8 protein-coding genes are annotated in these 18841 nt (G+C 52.5%); 6 read left to right on the top strand and 2 right to left on the bottom strand.

Going from position 1 to position 18841, the window contains the following annotated elements:
• Positions 1-5 precede the first annotated feature (5 nt).
• Positions 6-2957 (top strand): ATP-binding protein, encoded by a 2952-nt coding sequence (locus J7619_RS30420; RefSeq protein WP_291208148.1) that lies wholly within the window; start codon positions 6-8, stop codon positions 2955-2957.
• Here the strand turns inward: J7619_RS30420 and J7619_RS30425 are convergent.
• Positions 2909-6088, bottom strand: coding sequence for a caspase family protein (locus tag J7619_RS30425; RefSeq protein WP_291208150.1), 3180 nt, complete (start codon positions 6086-6088; stop codon positions 2909-2911). The genes J7619_RS30420 and J7619_RS30425 overlap by 49 nt on opposite strands.
• Before the next feature lie 259 nt (positions 6089-6347).
• On the opposite strand from J7619_RS30425, the gene J7619_RS30430 reads away from it, so the two are divergent.
• Positions 6348-10403, top strand: a complete 4056-nt coding sequence (locus J7619_RS30430) for a WD40 repeat domain-containing protein (protein WP_291208152.1) — start codon at positions 6348-6350, stop codon at positions 10401-10403.
• Here J7619_RS30430 and J7619_RS30435 read toward each other — a convergent pair.
• The gene (locus J7619_RS30435; protein ID WP_291208154.1) at positions 10400-14242 is read right to left on the bottom strand and encodes a caspase family protein; all 3843 of its coding nucleotides are present in this window, start codon (positions 14240-14242) and stop codon (positions 10400-10402) included. The two genes, J7619_RS30430 and J7619_RS30435, sit on opposite strands and share 4 nt — an antisense overlap.
• A gap of 195 nt (positions 14243-14437) precedes the next feature.
• Here J7619_RS30435 and J7619_RS30440 point away from each other — a divergent pair, with 195 nt between their 5' ends.
• The 4 genes from J7619_RS30440 (at position 14438) to J7619_RS30455 (ending at position 18808) form a co-directional block, all read left to right on the top strand.
• Complete coding sequence (locus J7619_RS30440; protein ID WP_291208156.1) at positions 14438-15223, top strand: hypothetical protein; 786 nt, start codon at positions 14438-14440, stop codon at positions 15221-15223.
• A 261-nt stretch (positions 15224-15484) separates the two neighbouring features.
• Entirely contained in the window at positions 15485-15964 is a 480-nt protein-coding gene (locus J7619_RS30445) for a lipocalin family protein (RefSeq protein WP_291208158.1), read from the top strand.
• Between the two features lie 68 nt (positions 15965-16032).
• Complete coding sequence (locus J7619_RS30450) at positions 16033-17073, top strand: methyltransferase (RefSeq protein ID WP_291208160.1); 1041 nt, start codon at positions 16033-16035, stop codon at positions 17071-17073.
• 211 nt (positions 17074-17284) lie between these two features.
• Positions 17285-18808 (top strand): sulfatase-like hydrolase/transferase, encoded by a 1524-nt coding sequence (locus tag J7619_RS30455; RefSeq protein WP_291208162.1) that lies wholly within the window; start codon positions 17285-17287, stop codon positions 18806-18808.
• Positions 18809-18841: the final 33 nt, after the last annotated feature.

Genomic DNA, 18841 nt, shown 5'->3' on the forward strand with positions numbered 1-18841 from the left:
AGATCATGGCCCAATCACCATTCAAGCTGCTCGATTCATTCGAAAAAAGCGAACGCAACGCATTTTTCGAAAGAGAGGATGAAATCCGGATCATATATAACTACATACACGAATCGAACATCGTACTGGTAAACGGCCCGTTGGGAACCGGAAAATCCAGTATCATCAAATGCGGGCTTGCCAATTGCTTCGAGAAAACCGACTGGCTGGAAATATTCGTGCGGCGTTACGACGACATCAATGTCTCGCTGCGCAAGGAAATCAACCTCAAAAACAAGCAGGATTTCCCGCTTGACTCCGACATTCTCGACTGCCTGCGATCGCTTTACCTCGATTTTTTCAAACCCGTGTACCTGATCTTCGACCAGTTCGAGGAAATATTCATTTTAGGGAGTACCGAGGAGCAGGAGACTTTTTTCAACGAACTCAGGCGGATACTCGATGCGAAAGACATCCCGTGCAAGGTGATTTTCATTATGCGCGAGCGCTACATTGCGCAATTGCAGAAGTACGAGAGCATTGTGCCGGAGATATTCGATAAACGGGTGCTCATCGAACGGATGACCGACAACGATATCAAGAATGTTATCCGGAAATCCTGCGAGCATTTCGATATAGAAACCGACGAGGCCACTATTGATGCGATCGTACGGAATCTCAAAATCGAAGATAACCTCATCGAACTACCGCATCTCCAAATTTACCTCGACCGGCTTTGGCACAAAGCACCCGGCCCGCCTAAAATCTTTAAAACAAGTTTACTGGCCGAAGTCGGCAATATCCAAAATGTCCTCAAACAGTTCCTTGAAGAAAGGATAGAGAGCACGATTTCAGAAGTTTCCGCGGTGCATGGATCGGTCAATTACAATACGATCAGGGACGTGCTTTACTGCTTTGTGACCGACGAAGGCACCAAGCGCCCGCAAAAGATCGAGGACATCATTTCGCAGGCCGCTCCACTGGACATTGCCACGGCGATTGTCAAATCATTGGCTACCCGCAACATTCTCAGGCTCGACAAATACGGCGGCAACGGAACGGACAGCATTTATGAAATTGCGCACGACAGTTTGGCCAAAATCATTCATGACAAGTTCAGTCTGGAAAATTCACACATCGCCCGGACGATCAAGACCATTAAAAATGCTTACCTGAAATACGAGCAATCCAACAAGATATGGTTCCTTAGATCGTATCTCGACCGCAACGATTTGCGGGATATCAGGCGCTCCACCAAGGATATTAAAGAAAATGTGGCGCTAAGCAAGCAGCCCACGGCCGAAGAGTGGAAATTCGTGACAGACAGCAAACGCCGGCTCAAGACCCTATACGGGCTTAGCTACGGCGCTGGCGCCCTGTTTCTGTTGACCATACTGACCTTCCTGGCAGTATGGAGCTCAGAAACCAGCACGCGCTACCGGCTGCTCATTAACCTGGCCCGGTCGAAGACTCAGCAATACATTCTTTACAAACAATATGAAGAGAACAGTATGCTCGCCGGGTTTTTCGGCGATGGCATGTTTAATGAAATCAAGCGGTATCCCGAGCATGAAAACCTCTATTTCGCTTCCATATTTAATGTAGAGCCGATCACGGACATGGCTTTTGCCCACGTGGGCAAGGACAAGAAACTGCTGATTATTGCCGGGCCTAACACTGTAAGTTTGTATAACGAGCGTTTAGGCACGCTGGAAAACCGGTACAACCTGGTTAAACGCCGGTGGACCAGGGACCGCTACAACCACGGCATCAACGTGGTAGTCAACAGCCACGACACAACGCTGGTGAGAATCTCATACGACAGCGGGAAGATGCTGCTCATGAAAAGGGTCATCGACACCACACGCATCGGGGAATCGTTCAGACTCACATCGGAAGGAATTTTGAGCGACAGCACGCAATCGCTCTACGATATCGATAACGAATATAACTACAACTCGCTGAGGCGCTTCCCGCACGACTCCGTGATTGCGATCTCCGATACGCGAATGGGTATCACGCGGCTATTCTGGACCGGCAACAAAAAAATCGAACCGAGCACGCGCCTGCTACCCGAAACCAAAGTACGCTTCCTGCTGCCATTGGATGCCGAAGACCTTGAATACCTGAAAAGGAATTCGAGCGTCGGTGCCAAGGGTGATTTGTGGACGTACCTGGAAAATGAATACCTCACATCGATCGACCGGCTGTCCAGTCATTTCTTTTCCTCAGAAAACTCGGGGTCGCTTGTTAACCTGAAAGGCGTATTGAGCGCATTGATCCGGCAAGTGGAGGGGCAGGACAACTACGGCCTCTGGATGGCATTATCCAGAAAAATAAGTGCCGACGGTAACCGGCGCCTGAACGAAATATTCTGGGATGCGCGCGTGGAGCTCGAAATCAAGATCCGGAATATGCGGGAGGACGAGCGGAACGCCCTTTTCACATTCGTGCGCACGCAGTCCAGACGCTACGCGAATGCCGACCACATTCTGTTCCTGGAAGACATGCATGAAAGGCTTCCGAATGACCCGTGCCTGAATCACGACCTGTCGATCGTTTACAACAATGCGTCATGGTACCGGCTCTTCGACGGAGACTTTAAAAAGTCGATCGAGTATGCAAAAAAAGGCACGGCCGTGGCTATTTTGCCCAAATCTCACCTCCATTACATTTACGTAAACCTGGCGCACGCCTATCTACTTTCGGGCAATGTGGCGGAGGCCAGGCGGTACTACCGGCAGTACGCAGCCAGCAAAAATTTCGGTGAAAGAAATTGCAGCTATATCGATGCGCCCGTCTATAACCGTGATGTAATGATCGCCGACCTGCAATCATTTGACAGCAAGAACATGATCCCGGATTCGCTCCGGGACGATGTAGCGTCGATCATCGGTATGCTCACCCGCATTGAAATACCCTATTCCGACTATAACAGCTTAGCCAGCGCATTGACCGACTCGTCGATCACGAAATAGTTGAGGTGGTGGCACGACACCTTTTGCGGCACGGCGGCGGTCTTCGCCTGGAAGATGCTGTCCGTGCTCACGGCAATATCGTTGACGGTATTCTTGTACACCCAGGTGCCAATTTGCGTGACCACCTTTTCCATCAAAGGCAGCCCGTCGCTGGCACGCAGATAAGCATCCAGGTCGCCGCCGACGATGAAATAGGGAATCGGCGCCGTATTTTTTTGGGTTAATTTCTGGATAAAATCGCTGCCGCTGTCCATTTGAGCCAATGTATGCAGTACCTGCTTGTTCCCCACTTTCAGTACCGACGACAAAAAGCCTGTGACTGCGCCCACCTGCGGAGGAAACAACTTGGTGCCCAATGCCAGGGCCACCGATGCCCAGCTGACATAACCGGGTATCTCCCCAAACTTGCTACCGCCATTCGGCGTACCTGCCATAATCAGCTTGTCGACGAATTTGTCGCCGCCCAGTTCCTCGATCATATAGCGCGACACCAGTCCGCCCATGGAATGCGCGACCAGTACCAGTTCCTTTTCATCGTTTTCATGGAACCCGAGGGCTGACAGCTTATTTTTCAGGATTGCCGCGATTTCCTCGATCGGGGTATTGAGATTCTCATAATCATAGGTCATCACCAGGTCGTAACCGCCATCGATGGCCATTTTAAACGTCTTGGCCATATCTTCGGTATCGCCGATAATTCCGTGTACCAGCAGTAACACCGATTTTGCCTGTGTAACTTTTCCTTCCAGCCCCTCACTTTCCCGGGTAGCATTGTTGGCATAATCCACCCACCGCAATCGGTTCGGGTCTGTCTGAATACCCAGTTTGCCCGCGAATTTCAGGAAAACCATTCTAAAGGCCCCTCCCAGGCTTCGCGTCTTCTCTGCCGCTTCTTCGGGAATGGTATTCACACTGACTTGCATTACCCCGGGTTCTGTGATCGCCAGTACGCCCATCGGCAAAAAGTCTTCGCCGTCGAAAAAGAACGGCAACACCAGCTCGTCTTCTTTCTCAGGCCGAATATCGATAATCAGTGGATTCTCTTTAAGCACAGCCGTATTGCTGATTTCGACCACCTCCGCAATACTGCGGTCCTCTCCCCTGGTACCTTCGTCGAAATTCACGATTTCGAACCACGGATTGCCATCTGCATAAGCTTCACTGATGACGGGTTTATCGACACTCCTGGTCCTGGAAACCAGCGGCGCCCAGCCGAGTTTTCCGCGAAACGAATCGTGTTGCCGAACCGTGATGCCTCTGCCGATGGTCACCGGCTCCGCACCAAGTTCCTGCTCGGCCTTTTTGACCAACCGGATACTGACCGCTTTCGTGAGCCAGTCGGACTTCCCACCGCCGATCGCTTTCGATTGCCCCAGTCCCCGGCTGCCTGTCGGTGTGACAATCGCCCCTATTTGCAACGGTTCCTGCACAAACAGGCTGCTATCAATGGTTTCCGTCGAAACAATCAGTTTCAGCGTGTCTATCTCTTCCTCGCTGTTGAGGGTAAAGACGTCGCTCGTGAGCACGACGGAAGTGCCCGGAGGCACAGGCTGCGAATCGTTGAAAATGACCGTCACGCCGTAATCCGGCGAGAGGTAGAGCAGGCATACATACAACGTTCGGGCCGTACCGTTACTAAAATTGACTTTGAAAGGAATATCCTCCCCATCGTGATCGAGCGTGATCAGCGTGTCTGAAAACACGTCGGTAGTTCCCCCCTGCGCGACTTCCACATTGAATGTGACTTGCCCGGGTGGAATGGCCGATTGCACGTTCTGCAAATCGAGCAGGCGTTGCCAACGGGCGAGCGTTTGCAAGAGGTTCAGGGCATGGTTTGCCGAAAATTTATCGGTTCCGACCACAGTTTGGATCATCGCGTCGCTTCCCGAGTGGCTGACTGCCACGTTGCCGTTTTCTATTTTCAGCTCAAACAAAGCGGCGGCGGGAACGTCGGTCAAAACTATCCCCGATTCCGCGGCTCCGGCCAGCGTTTCCTGCATGACTTGCGCCACCGAGCTGTCACCATAAACGAAAAACGGTTGCAGGCGGAGCGATTCGGGCTCTCCCCAATAAACGTTGTTCGCATCCAGCGGTAATCCATCGATCTGCAAGGTACTTTCCGTCACATTCATGACATCCAGCACAACGGTACCCACAAGCTGCCCCTCCGCTACGGCGTCAAACAGCCTGATTTTGACAGGCTCGCCCACGCGCTGTTCGATCCCCATCCCCGCGCCCAGGTCGATCGTCCACTTGCCCGCCTTCATATATACGCGGTAGCGCGTCAGGCGCCCGCCTTCGACATTTCGCCCTAAAAAACCCTGGCTTACATTGAAAACACCCACCGATTCCATCTGCGGTGTCTGGTTTTTCAAGGCATTCCGGATGAATGCCCGCACCTGAACGAACAGGTCTGCGTAGGTAACTTGCCCGCCGCTTTTGCCCAATACGGTAATCAAAGACTGTGTAAATTGTCCGTGCCCGTTGTTCTCCCACGCACGTTCGACTCGGTCGCACGCGGCCAACAGCAAATGGTCCGATGAAGGTATATTGACATTGCCCCTTTGTACATAGGCGCCATCCAGGTAAGTTTCCAGTGGCCGGATGTCGGAAGTACCTTTTTCAAACCGCGGCTGCATTTGCAGAAACGTTTCAAGCTCCCTGGTGACCGATCCGGAATGGCAGGAATCCGCGATCACGACGATCCGGGGGCCACGGGCACTCACTTCTTCCAGCAAAAGCGCGATTTCCTTGTCGGCCAGGTCATATTTCCCGGGTTCGCGGCTGTCATGCAAAACCCAGGTCTGTTCCTGACTGTCGGAGGTTCCGGCCTGGAATTCGTGGGCGGTAATGCCCGTCGATCCGTGCCCGGAATAATAAATCACCGCAGTATCCTCCGGCCCTGCCTGCGTGAGATGTTCGCGAAAGCCGCTAATCACCTTCGCTCGCGACGCATTCGCATCCGCAAGCACGAGGATCTGCCGGTCGTCGGGAATAAGGTCCGTATAATTTTCCTTCAAAAGTTTCCTGAAATCGGAGACATCGTTCACACAACCGTTCAGCGATCTGATCGGCGGGTTCGAGGTGGGACTATACTCATTAATGCCAATCAGCAATGCGAAGATTTTCATATGATAAAAGGTTGGGTTGGGAAGAACGGATGTCTTGCAAGAATAAGCCTCCTAATCAGCGGCGCTGGCTCGTATTGCTTGAAATTACCTTGCCCATGAATTAAAATCAACACCCGGTATGCTTTATTATTGAACGGGAAAATAGTGCCTGAGAAATGCCGCGGCCCCGATTCGGCCCGGTAAATAATTTCTTCGACAGCCGCCGCCAACACCCCGGAAAAATACCGAAATTGAAAGTCTAGTAAGCGATATTACCAACATGGGCATCGGGACAATTACCCCTCGACAGCATAAAACAAGACGGAACCGGCTGTTTTTCGTCGCGATCGACAAGTACGACAACTGGACGCCGCTGCAGTACCCGGTGTCCGACTGCCAGCGCTTCTTTGCCGTACTCAAAGATTTTTACGGCTTTTCCGACGAAAACTTCGTGATCCAGCCGCTCTTCGACGAGCATGCCAAAACCGATATCGTGTTCGATGAGATCTGTTACCTGGCCGACAAGGACGAAAACGGCGAACTTCGTATCAGGCCGGACGAAAACCTGATCATCTATTTCTCGGGCCACGGCCATTTCGATAAGAACAAAGAAGGGTATTGGGTACCCTCCGACGCACCGGTACTTTCCGAAAGACCGAGCGATTTGAAAAAGCTGATTTCAGTCAGCGAGGTCATCCGAATACTTTCCAATATCAAAGCCCACCACATTGTCCTGATCGTCGACGCTTGCTTCTCGGAGGCTTTTGCGACGATGGAAATCGATGTGGCACAGCAAAGCCAGTCGGCAGAAGCCGAAGAAGTTCCGTCGAGGTGGGTACTTACGGCCGGGCGCAATGGAGTGGTCCCCGACAAAAGCCCGTTTGCAGATGCGCTGATCGATATTCTCCATAACAATGCGGACGACAGTGTGTCTATCAACTGGTTGGGAGCACAAATCACGAAGCAGGTACGCGACAATGGATTTGAGATAGAGCCCCTTTGCAAAAGCCTCGTCAACCAGAAATACAAGCTGGGCGAGTTTTTCTTCCACCGCACCGCACAAGCAGCGCAACCGGCCACGCCATTCGACAACGCGAACCTGCAAAATACGTTGCGCGCAGGCTCCAAAGCGCAGTTCGAACGGCTTCAAAAAGGGCGCTACAAATACCTGAATATCGAGAGCATCCTGGTTTCGGAGATCAACATGGGTAAATACCTCGATGTACAGGTCAAAACCGACACGCAGGTTGCCTCGCTTGAACTGGCGGTGGGTGCATTATGGCAAAACAGGAAGTCGCAGGCGTTGCTCATAGGCGATGGCGGAATGGGTAAAACGGTGTCACTGCTGTTGCTCTGGCGGGACCTCCTTTTTGAAGAAAACGGCCCCGTTCCCGTATTCATTCCGCTGAACGAATACAACTCGGCTTCCGAAGCCGAACGCAACGATTTCGTGGTCAGATATATATGCAAAAACCTCCTCAACATACCGGAGCCGCTGCCGGAAACTGCTAATGCCCTTTGGAAGCTGTTTGAAACACCGCAGGAAGGAAAGCCGTCGATGATCCTGCTGCTGGACGGCCTCAACGAAGTGACCGTTCCAAAAGGGCGGTTGATGGCCACGGTGAACGATCTCGCCGCCAGGGCCGGCGGCACCCAAATGATCATCTCGTCCAGGAACAAGCAGATTGAAAAATTGGACCTGGCCAGCGAAAGCGCCGCAGTGATGCAAATCCTGCCCCTTGCACAGGAAACCGTTATCGCATACCTGAAAGAAAAAGGTCAGGAAATACCGGCAAACAAAGATTTGCTGGGGCTGTTCGCAAACCCGATGATGCTCACGCTGTATTCGGGGGCCAACAATATCGCTTTGAGGTTCAAGGACGACGACCGCTTCCATTTCAAAAAAGTGACTACCTACGGCGAGCTGCTTTGGAATTTCAACGAGGCCCAGCTCGCCCAGCTCACGGACGTCAACGAAGAAGCCGATATCCGCTACCAAAACTTTCTGCTCCGTGTGCTTGTCCCTTACATAGCATACCGAATGGAAGACAAGGGCAAATATGCCATTACCATCCGCAAACTCACCGATCCTGCTTTCAATTTCAAAACATTGCTGGACGAGGCATTCGCCGAGCTCGACACGGAGGAACTGACCGAATTATACCCCGAATTCGAAGGCAAACGCAGGGAACTGGGCCTGGGAGTGCTCACCGGGCTGGACGAAAAAGAGCAGCGGTCGGGAAAAGTAAAGCAGTTCCTGGTCGAGCGGCTTCGCGTGCTGGTCATGGAAGGTGACGATCTCCGGTTTTTACACCAGAATTTCAGGGATTTTTTCGCGGTATGCCATATACGCAATATGACGGAGATCGCCATAGCGCGGCGCGTGTTGCCGGATGTGTTTTTCAGAAACTATATTCCCGTGTATTTGCGGCGTTTGCTGGGGGAAATAGAAGGAGAGCATCATGCGGTACCGGCCTGGAATGCAGCCAAAGGTCGCCTCGAACTGATAGAAAAGGAGAATCTATTGTCGCGCCTGATGGATTTATGCCGGGCTAATTCGGGAATCACCGCCGGCGATGCGGAGCGTGCATTCGTGATCCGGAATGTGATGACGATCTGGCTCGATTTGCGTCAGAGCCTCGCCGGCGCCGACCTGACCCGCCTCGACTTACGCCAAATCCAGTTTAATGGCCTCCCGCTAACCCGCCACCAGGGCAACGCTTACCTCCCGGCGCGGTTTGAAGACAGTATCCTCGATGGCGACGGCTTCCTCTTCAAAGGGCATTACGGCCAGATCAACCAGGTGCATTACAGTGCCGACGGTAAAAAGCTGCTCACAGCGTCGGACGACGGTACCATTAAAGAATGGCTTACGGACACAGGCAAGCATTTACAAACATTTTCCGGGCATACCGACAAGGTAATGTCGGCCAGATACAGTGCCGACGGCCAGAAGGTGGTATCCGCATCCTTCGATACATTCGTCAAAGAATGGTCGGTAAGCAATGGAACGGAACTCGCCAGCTACGAACATTTGCATTCGAAGGTCAATAATGCGCTATACTCGCCGGACGGGACCAAAATTCTGACTTGCGCCGATGACAAGCTGATCAGGGAATGGAGCATCGCGACCCGCGAATGCACGACGACCTATACCGGCCACACCAGGAATGTATCGGCGGTGTGTTACAATCCGAAAGGGGATAAAATCTTGTCGGCCTCAGCAGATACGACTGTCCGGGAATGGTCCGGCCAAACGGGAGAATGCCTCAGGGTGCTGAACAGGCACACCGAAAAGGTCAACAGTGTGTGTTACAGTCCCGACGAAATGCACGTACTATCCGCCTCCGACGACCGCTCGATCATCGAATGGCCTGCCGAGAGCGAAGTTCCGCCCCGGGTTTTCAAAGGGCACTCCGACCAGGTTTATCACGCGGTTTACAGCGCCGACGGCGAAAGAATCCTCTCTGCCTCGAAAGACAAAACCTTGCGGGAATGGTCGGTTAAGACTGGCCTGGAAAGCCGCACCTACCTGGGACACACGGATAAGGTCAATTTTGCCAGCTTTTCTCCGGATAAGCCACGGGCCATTTCAGCCTCCGACGACAAATCGATCCGCGAATGGAGCCTGGAAACCGGCACACAACTCTTCTCCATCAGCGGGCAATCCGACTGGGTGGTGAACAAATGTATTATCAGCCCGGATTCCAAAAAGTTGCTCACAGTCAACTACGACCGTACTCTCAGCGAAATAGACATCACGTCGGGGATTGCATTACAAGTATTCCGCGGGCATGAAAAATGGCTTCACCGCGCCCGGTATAGCCCCGACGGGACGAAAATAATCTCGACATCCGACGATCTCACGATCCGGGAATGGCTTGTCGCAAACGGGGAATGTATCCGTATTTACAAGGGCCATTCGCTGGGTGTCGAGGATGCGGTTTACAATGCCGACGGCTCACAAATTTTCTCGCGGGATTTCGGACATAACTTCCGGATCTGGTCGGTAGATACGGGCGATTGCCAGGAAATCGTGGACGATGAAGCGAAAAAAAAGCAGCTGCAATCCGACATGCAGCTGCTCGTATCGGCGGCCGTTAAGCCATTCACTATCAAATGCAGGCAAGCCGAGATCACGGTTAGGGACCCGGCCGCGAAGCCCGTACTTTCGTTCGTGAACATCTCGGGCCTGCTCGTACAAGGTTGTGATTTCCGGAACATCGATCCGGCCTCGAATTTCTCCGAGGCCGTCAGGAAAAACCTGAAAAGTTACGGCGCCATTTTCAGCGACGACGACGAGGCGGCATGGCAGCGTGCGAAGTCGGCCGGTTAGTTGTCCACCAATCCATCGATCACATTCAAAAAGCTTCCGGCCACCGCCTGAAAACCATGTTTGTTGGGATGGATTTCGTCGTACCACTGGTCGTCGGCCACAAGCCCGCGTGCGTTGATGTAATGCACATTCGGGAACTCGGACGCTACCGCGCGCAGGCGATCGTTGAACTCGTTGAGGATGTAGCTGATCACTCCTTTGCGGTCGGTCTGGCTGGTCATACCTTTTTCGATCATGTAGCGCCCCAGCCATCCTTTGTCGGTTTTGTCTAATGGGGTAATGTAGTCGTACCCATGGCAAAGCGCGTGAATATCCGGACGCAATGCAAACAGCTCGTTGAACATTTTCCGGTAGATCACCTGCAAATTGTCCAGCTCGGCAAGCAGCGATGCTTCGAGATAATCCTGCGGGGGAAGTCCCGTTGCATGGGGCCCGGGTTTGATATGGCTGCGAAACTGCTCTCCGAGCACGTCGTTTCCACCGCCGCTGATCAAAAAGAACCGGGGAGATTTGTCCTCTACCGCTTCCAGCCATTCGCCTTCCCGGTCATAGTTCGCCAGCGTATCGCCCGCCGCCGCCACGCAAAAGATCGGATAGACTTTCGACAGGTGATCGATCGTGTCGACCACCAATGGGTGTTGAAACCAGGAATCTCCTTCGGATACAATTTTGGGCGCCCGCGGAAATCTCAGACGCATGATGCGGTATTTGGAATTGCGTATCAGTCGCGCCGTTTTATTGGCCACGTCCAGCAGACCGTCGCGGATAAAACCCTTTTCATCCAGATGCGCATCGCTTTTACGCAGCCGCACATCGGGTTTCAGTTGATATTCGGGCTGCAAGTCCGGCCGGGTTTTTACTTCGAAATAATTCCCCAACGCATATTCGGCGAGGTTTTCGTCTTCCAGCATCCCGGCAAGCTCGCTTTCCGCAATAATATTGTATTCCGGATTGACGTATTCCAGGGTCAGCAGCTGCGTCCACCAGCTTGCCGCTAAATTTTTGTCAGTTTCCCTCGCGCTTGCGCCGATACCGCGGGCAGAACCCTTTTTGCCCACTGTAAATGGAGATGGCAGGCTTTCGAGCGTCAGTTCCTCGATGTTAGACAGGTCTTCGGCGCTCACGATAAATTGCAGGTACTCCGCATTTTCAGGCCAGTTATACAACTGTACATAATTATCCAGCGAGATCGGGATGGTCGTCTGCCCATTGTAAGTGAGCTCTTTGGAAGCACCGGGGTCCAATGGGGTAACAATAGGGTCCAGCAGGCCCAAAGACGCGCCGAATCCCGCATCCAGAAACACACAGCAACAGTACAATTTGCGGTTGCTGATGTTCGTGATTTTGATCCGGATACTTCCTTTCCATTCCCCATCGATTTGCCGGTAATGCAACCTGACCACACCATCATCGGATGTGATCGGTTGCCCGTCGCCGTCGCTCACTTCGATGCGCAATGCCGTGCCGGCCGCGTCGCTCCGCAGATTTTTCAGGAAATGCCAGTTGGAAATATGTTTGAGGTCCTTCACCAGTTCGGATGCAAATGCCTCCGAATCCAGCTCGATCTGTTCTACAACCGGACGAAAAGTATCAAAAGGTTTGGTCAAAACGGCACGGCCATTCCGGAACGACAGCGTATAGTCGGCATCGGCCTCCTTCGCTTCCAACCTGGCCTGCGCGGGAATTTCAGACATAAGCTTTTCAGTCAGCAAAAGACTATCTGTCAGAACATTATCTACATTATTAAGATGAATTTTCAGTTGCTGGCTCATCAAGCCTTCCACGTATCCCTTGTAAATCCGGGTGGTATCCAGTTCCGCCTCCGTGGCATCATCGAATGCCAGTATAGTGGTGTCGGCCCCTACCGATCGTACTTTGGCTTCATACACTTTGTCATCATCGCGCACGCTGATACCGCGCGTTTCACGCCCGATGCCGTGAACGGCCCCGCGTTGCAGCACCCAGTTGCCGGCGCCATCGCGTATAACGTCGGCGTAAGTAATACTGTCAGCCCCGCCCGGTTTGTTAAATACATTGTTCAATGCAAGCTCGCGGTGATATGCGGGGGGAATGTACATGACGGGCGTCTGCTCGAAGGCATTGTTAAGCATTTGCCTGACACGCCCATGCAACGCGGAATACGAAAGTTGCCCGCCCGACGCTTCGAGCGATTTGAGCAGGTATTTGGTAAAAACACCCTCCCCACTGACTTCCACGGCCGATTCGTCGGATTCACAGGCCGAAAGACTTACGTGCCGGGCCGGCGGCAGCACCACGTCGATATGCCTGCCTGCGAAATCGTCAGGGGAAAGTTCAGCATTAAAAATAAATTTCTCCCAGGTACGCTGCGGAAAAACATAGGGGATCCTACGTTCGATCACCTTCTCGTAGGTCGATTTGATCAGGCCCGCGTTACGGGTATTATCGCCTGAATGGCAGCAATCCGAAATCACGGTAATGTGCGCGCCGCTTTGGGAAACGGTTCCGAGCAGATACCGCAATTCCTTGTCCGATATCAGGTAATCGTTATCGTGGTCCTCATCATAATAGCTTACCAGACATTCCAGTTTCCCATCCTGTTCGCTCGTCCAAACGGTCGTATCCGCCGCTTCCTGCGTGCCATGTCCCGAGTAGTAAAACACGATCACATCGTCTTTCCCGGCTTTGCCCAGATCCCGGAAGGCCTTCACGATCTCTACTTTGGTTGCCTGCTGGTTGGTCAGGAACTGAATATGCTTCTGCTCGAACGACGCGTCATTTTCCAGATACCGCCGGATCTTTGTCGCATCGGCCACACAGCCTCTCAGTTGTGGAAAAGCCACTTTCTGGTTTAATACCACCTGGTCTTCATAGGCGTCGATCCCTACCACCAATGCATAAAGATTCGGCTTCATCGTAGTACTTTCTTCATTGTTGAAATGCGATTCAAAATCCTCCGGCGGGGCTACTTCCACGCCCCTGGGCTCTGCCCATTGCGTTTCAAGCGCCGCTTCATCGGTGATAAGCCCCTCTTCTTCTGCCCCAAATGCCTCACGCGTGGCGCTCGCGGGCTGGTATGCAGCTGCCTGCACGCCCGCGATCACCTGTTGCCAGTCAAACGCCGGCCCGAGGTCCCATTTCCCGCTCGTACGGTAGTTGACATGGGATACGATGCCCTTAAACGAAAGTACATCCTGTGTGCCCTGGTACCGCACCGACTCGTCGAGAAACTGGCGTGGGATATTGTATTTTTTGGTCAAAAACCGCAGCAGGACAATCAGGCTTTCATATTGTTTCTGCGTATAGGAGGCATAGTACCGCTGGTCGCGGAAAGGCTGGTTCAATTTCTGGTAGGCCTCGGTTTGCGTCAGCGGGCAGTACAGGTCAATGCGGCCGGGGTTTTCTTTCGGTCGCGAGTAAATCGTTTCAAGATTGGCTCCCCGTTCCACCAGGTAACCATAATTGATGATTTCAATGGCGATTGTGACCTTGTCCTGCGCATTGCCCGTGCCTGCGTTGCCGATACCCGCGCCGATGTGCCCCGACCAGTCTTTGGACGGGAACAGTTGATAAATAGTACCGTCGCGGGCAATCACAAACGGCACCGAAACCCGGAAATTCTGAGTCGTAAGCGTATTAATGCCTCCGCTCAGGTTACCGGCCGTGAAATGGAGCACGATCCGTTGTTTCGGATGCGGCGGCTCCGGCGTGTTAAAATATCCCGAACGGCTTTTGGGTTTGCAGAACACACCCTTCAATGAGAGGTTTTCTCCCGCTACGGGCACCGTAAATGGCGTAAACGTATAATCAGTCCGGTTTTTGAATGCCGCCTCGTCGGCAGCGAGCGTATCGTAGCGCATGAGAAAATGAGGAATAAGGTTGGCGAAAAGCAGGGAACGTCTTCGGCACGCCGGAGATGGGACGATTTACCAAAAACGGGAGGCATTATGAAACAATTTCCTCATGATTTATTCAATGGTTTCGTAGAAATAATCCTATCTTTCTGATCCACGCGCAGCGCTGAAATACCGTAAACTTCTAACACTATCACAAAAATGGAATCCATCGATCCGAAGCAGTACATTAAAGAACTTGCACTTCAAAATTCTAGGGAATCGTTCATGACCGAAAGCGAGCGTGAAGTACGCTCCCGGGATCTCACGAGCACTGAAATCGAGACACAATCGAATGTTGAGCAGTCGTTTATGAATGATAAAAGTCTGGTATCTTTCGTATCGGAAGTATCGGACCAACGGCGGCAGGATGTCCTGCATTCCGTGCTGCTGGCGCAATTGGCAGCCAACAAGCAATTCCCGGAGGAAGACCAGATCAAAGACTGGTACGACGCATTCATCAATGTGCTGAACAACATCGGCTGGGCGTTTCAATCTGCGAGTTTCACGCCTTTCACATCGGAAGGATCCACCATCGAGGTCGACAAGGCCATCATCGACCTGGTGGCCAGCGCGGTGGGCGGCTCGGCGCTCGTACCGCTTGTAACCAAAACCCTGGATGCCATCAAGGGCCTGAGCGACACCAGCGGAAAATTCATCGCATTCGAAAAAAATACCCACACAGCAACCAAAGGAGCGTTCCAGATCGGTATTGCCAAGGAGGTGAACGACACGGTCGCGCTTCAACTGGGTACCTTCCTGATCACCTCCTCCGACACCATCAAACAGATTCTGTTTTTTAAATCATCCACCAGCCAAACGACGCTGGAATTCTGCTCACGCGTGGGTACGCTGGATGAAACCACCTATGCAACCGTCCGCGACGCGGTTCAAGCCAAACTGGGGTTGAAGGCAACTGATTTTATCGCAGGTATTGATCTGAGTTAAATGCGATACCTCCGCAAACCGCATTTGTGCAGCGCTCAGATTATGAGCTTTGCACAAATGCGGCGGAACAAGCGCGCATTAGGCTTGCTGCTACAACAAGGTCAGCTATCTATTTACCGGTTACCGGTGCCGTCAGGCTCAACACCCGCGTAGGTAATGCCTGCTTACCGCATAATAGAAACAGCTGGTTATGAGAACAATTTGGCTGACCGGTGGCTAACTTTAATAGGTTATCTCATCCACCCCAAACCAGAGTCAGCCATGGAAACATTCATTCAAAAACACCTCATTAAAGCCTGTATCCTGCTTGGCCTCATCGCCATACTGTGTGTCGGTTGCAAGAGCGACGATAAAAAGGACGACCAGCCCACACCCAACGACAATGCATTCATTGCAGGCAACTGGAAATTAAAGGCGCACATCACACACAAGAAGATCAACGACAAGGTTTCGGACCTCGATGATACCGCGGGCCTTTTCATCACTACCCCGTGCCTGAAAGGCACCACATTCATTTTTCAGGCAGAGGGCACTTTCAAGTTTTCGGACAATTGCGACTGGGGCACGGCCGGCTTTTACACCAATGCCCCTTTCACGCTGAGCGCCGATCACAGCACGCTGTATATTACCGACAAAGACAAGACAATCAACAAGTTCAGGATGGAATACAGCGGGAACACCATGACCATTATCAACGGGGACGACATTTCATCCTCCAACGCGGTTCTGGAAAAAATCTAGCGCATTATGGCAGGGCGATCCTTGATTTATTTCATATTTTTATTAGATATATCAAACCCCGCTCTATCATGAACACAGCACCTGAAACCCATCAGATTACCCCGTCGCGCATCATGGAGACCGCCACGGCTTTCTTCGCTTCCAAAGCGCTGCTGAGCGCCGTCAAGTTGGGTGTTTTCACCACACTTTCAGGCAAATCCCTCTCCGGCAAGGAGATTCAGAAAGCGTTAAATTTGCACGATCGTGGCGTATACGATTTTCTGGATGCACTCGTAGCCCTGGGCTTCCTGAACCGTGAAGGTTTGCTGGAAACGGCCCGCTATACCAATGCACCCGAAACCGAGTTTTTTCTCGACCGGAACAAGCCTTCCTATATCGGTGGGTTCGTGGAAATGGCCAACGATCGCCTTTACCCGTTCTGGGGTTCGCTGGAAGAAGCGCTGCTCACCGGTAAACCGCAGAACGAGATCAAACACACGGGCAGATCGGTATTTGAGGAGCTCTATGCCAAACCGGAACGACTGAAACAGTTCATCGATGCGATGTCCGGTATTTCGATCGGCAACTTCATGGCGCTTTCCCGGAAATTTGATTTCTCTCCCTACACGACGCTGTGCGATATCGGCGGCGCTGCGGGGGTGCTGTCGGTGGAAGTGGCCCGCCAAAATCCGAATATGTCGTGCACGTCGGCCGACCTGCCGGCCGTCGAGCCGATTGCAAAAGAATACATTGCCGCTAAGGGCCTGAACGGGCGGGTCAGTACGGTCAACATCGATTTTTTCAAAGACGAGTTCCCCAAGGCGGATATTATCACGATGGGCATGATCCTGCATGACTGGGACCTGGCCAACAAAAAAATGCTGATCCGGAAGGCCTACAATGCCTTGCCGGAAGGCGGCGCCTTCATCGCGATCGAAGCGCTGATCGACGACGACCGGCGGAAAAACGCATTCGGTCTGCTGATGTCGCTCAATATGCTGATTGAATTCGGGGTGGCATTCGATTTCACCGGCGCCGATTTCGAAAAATGGACCAGAGAAGCGGGCTTCCGCAGGGTCGAAGTGATTCCGCTGGCCGGGCCGTCCAGCGCTGCGATTGCTTATAAGTGAAAAATTGACTGCCGACCGCCGAACACATATCGCGATAGATGGTTCGTCTATGGTTGGCCGTCGGCGGTCGGCGATCTCTCCCAATACCGTTAACTAATAAATTCCACCCAAAGCGGTTAACTCCTTCTACAATTCTCCTTAGAAACTAAAACTAGTTCGCAATTCCGAGCAACTACTTTTAGTGTCTTCTTTCATTCAACAACCGCAAAAAATGACTTTTAAAGAACGCCTCAGCAACCTGTCCAGCAAACCGGATATCCTGATCATCCTGACCGACCAGGAAAGAGCCACACAACATTTTCCCGAAAACTGGGAGCAGGACAATCTTAAAACGCTCACATTCCTGAAAAAGAACGGTTTCAGCTTCGATAGGGCATTCTGTAACACGTGCATGTGCTCACCCAGCCGCTCGACGCTGCTCACCGGCCTCTACCCTGCCCAGCATCATGTAACCCAAACCCTCACCGAAGGCGGCAGGTATTCGCCGGCCGAAATCGAGCTGGACAATACCCTGCCCAACATTGCCCGCATGCTTTTCGACGAGGGTTATGATGTGCAATACCGAGGGAAATGGCACGTCAGCAAAGGTTCCGACGGCGGCAGCCCGGCGGCTTCCGACATTGCGATGTACGGTTTCAGAGGCTGGATCGCACCCGACGCGGGCGAGGACACTGCCCCCGAGAATTTTGGTGGCGGATTTGCCAACCACGACAAAGCATACGTGCAGCAGGCTATTACCTACCTTCAGAGCGTCCGGGAAAGAAGGCAAAAGGGCGATAAACAGCCCTACTGCCTCGTGGTCTCGCTTGTAAACCCACACGATGTGCTTTGTTATCCCAAGGGTTTTAATTATGGATACGGGAATGATTTCCTGAATGGCCCGATCCAACTCCCCGCAACGGTAAATGAAGACCTTGCCACCAACGGTAAACCTTCCGCGCAGGCGCAGGTGAAAGCTACGGGCGCACTAAGCCTGGGCCCACTCCATACGCAGGAGAAGCAAACCAATTACATTAACTTTTACGGAAATCTGCTGCGCGTGGTTGATACGGAGATCGGCTTTCTCATCAAGGAGCTTTACCAGGAAGTGGAAGGAAGCAAACTGGCCGATCAGGCGCTGGTCATCCGGCTGGCCGACCATGGCGAAATGGGTATGGCACATGGAGGCATGCGGCAAAAGGCATTTGTAGCTTACGAAGAGGCGACGAGGGTCCCGATGGTCATTTCCAATCCGGTACTTTTCCCCGAAGACGCCAGCCACAAATCTACGGAGCATTTGTCGTCGCTGATTGACATCCTGCCTACAATCGCCGCGATCGCCGGTGCTACGGCGCCACAGGGAATCAGGGGTACCAGCCTTCTGCCGTTACTTCAGGAGGATAAACCCGTACAGGAAGCGATCCTTTTTACCTTCGATGATACCAAGGCCAGCGCTTCCAATAAGCCCAGCGTGGTAAAAGCCGCCAACCGGATTCGCGCCGTACGCACGAAAGACTGGAAATACACGCATTATTTCGACGCGCTGGGCGGTTATCCCGATGAATACGAGCTGTACGACCTGCGCCAACCCGACGCTACGGAATACGAAAACCTCGCCCACAAACCCGAATTTGCCGATGTACGGAAGAAAATGGCATTACTGCTCGAAGAACAGGTAAGGCAAAAGCTACTGCTCAACCCCGAGCCATTCGACAAGGAGAAGTTCCTGGAATGGTACGACCGGCAGGGAGAATAGTCGGCTGTCGGCTGTCGGCTGTCGGCTGTCGGA

Source organism: Dyadobacter sp. (assembly GCF_017744695.1).
Classification (GTDB): Bacteria; Bacteroidota; Bacteroidia; order Cytophagales; family Spirosomataceae; genus Dyadobacter.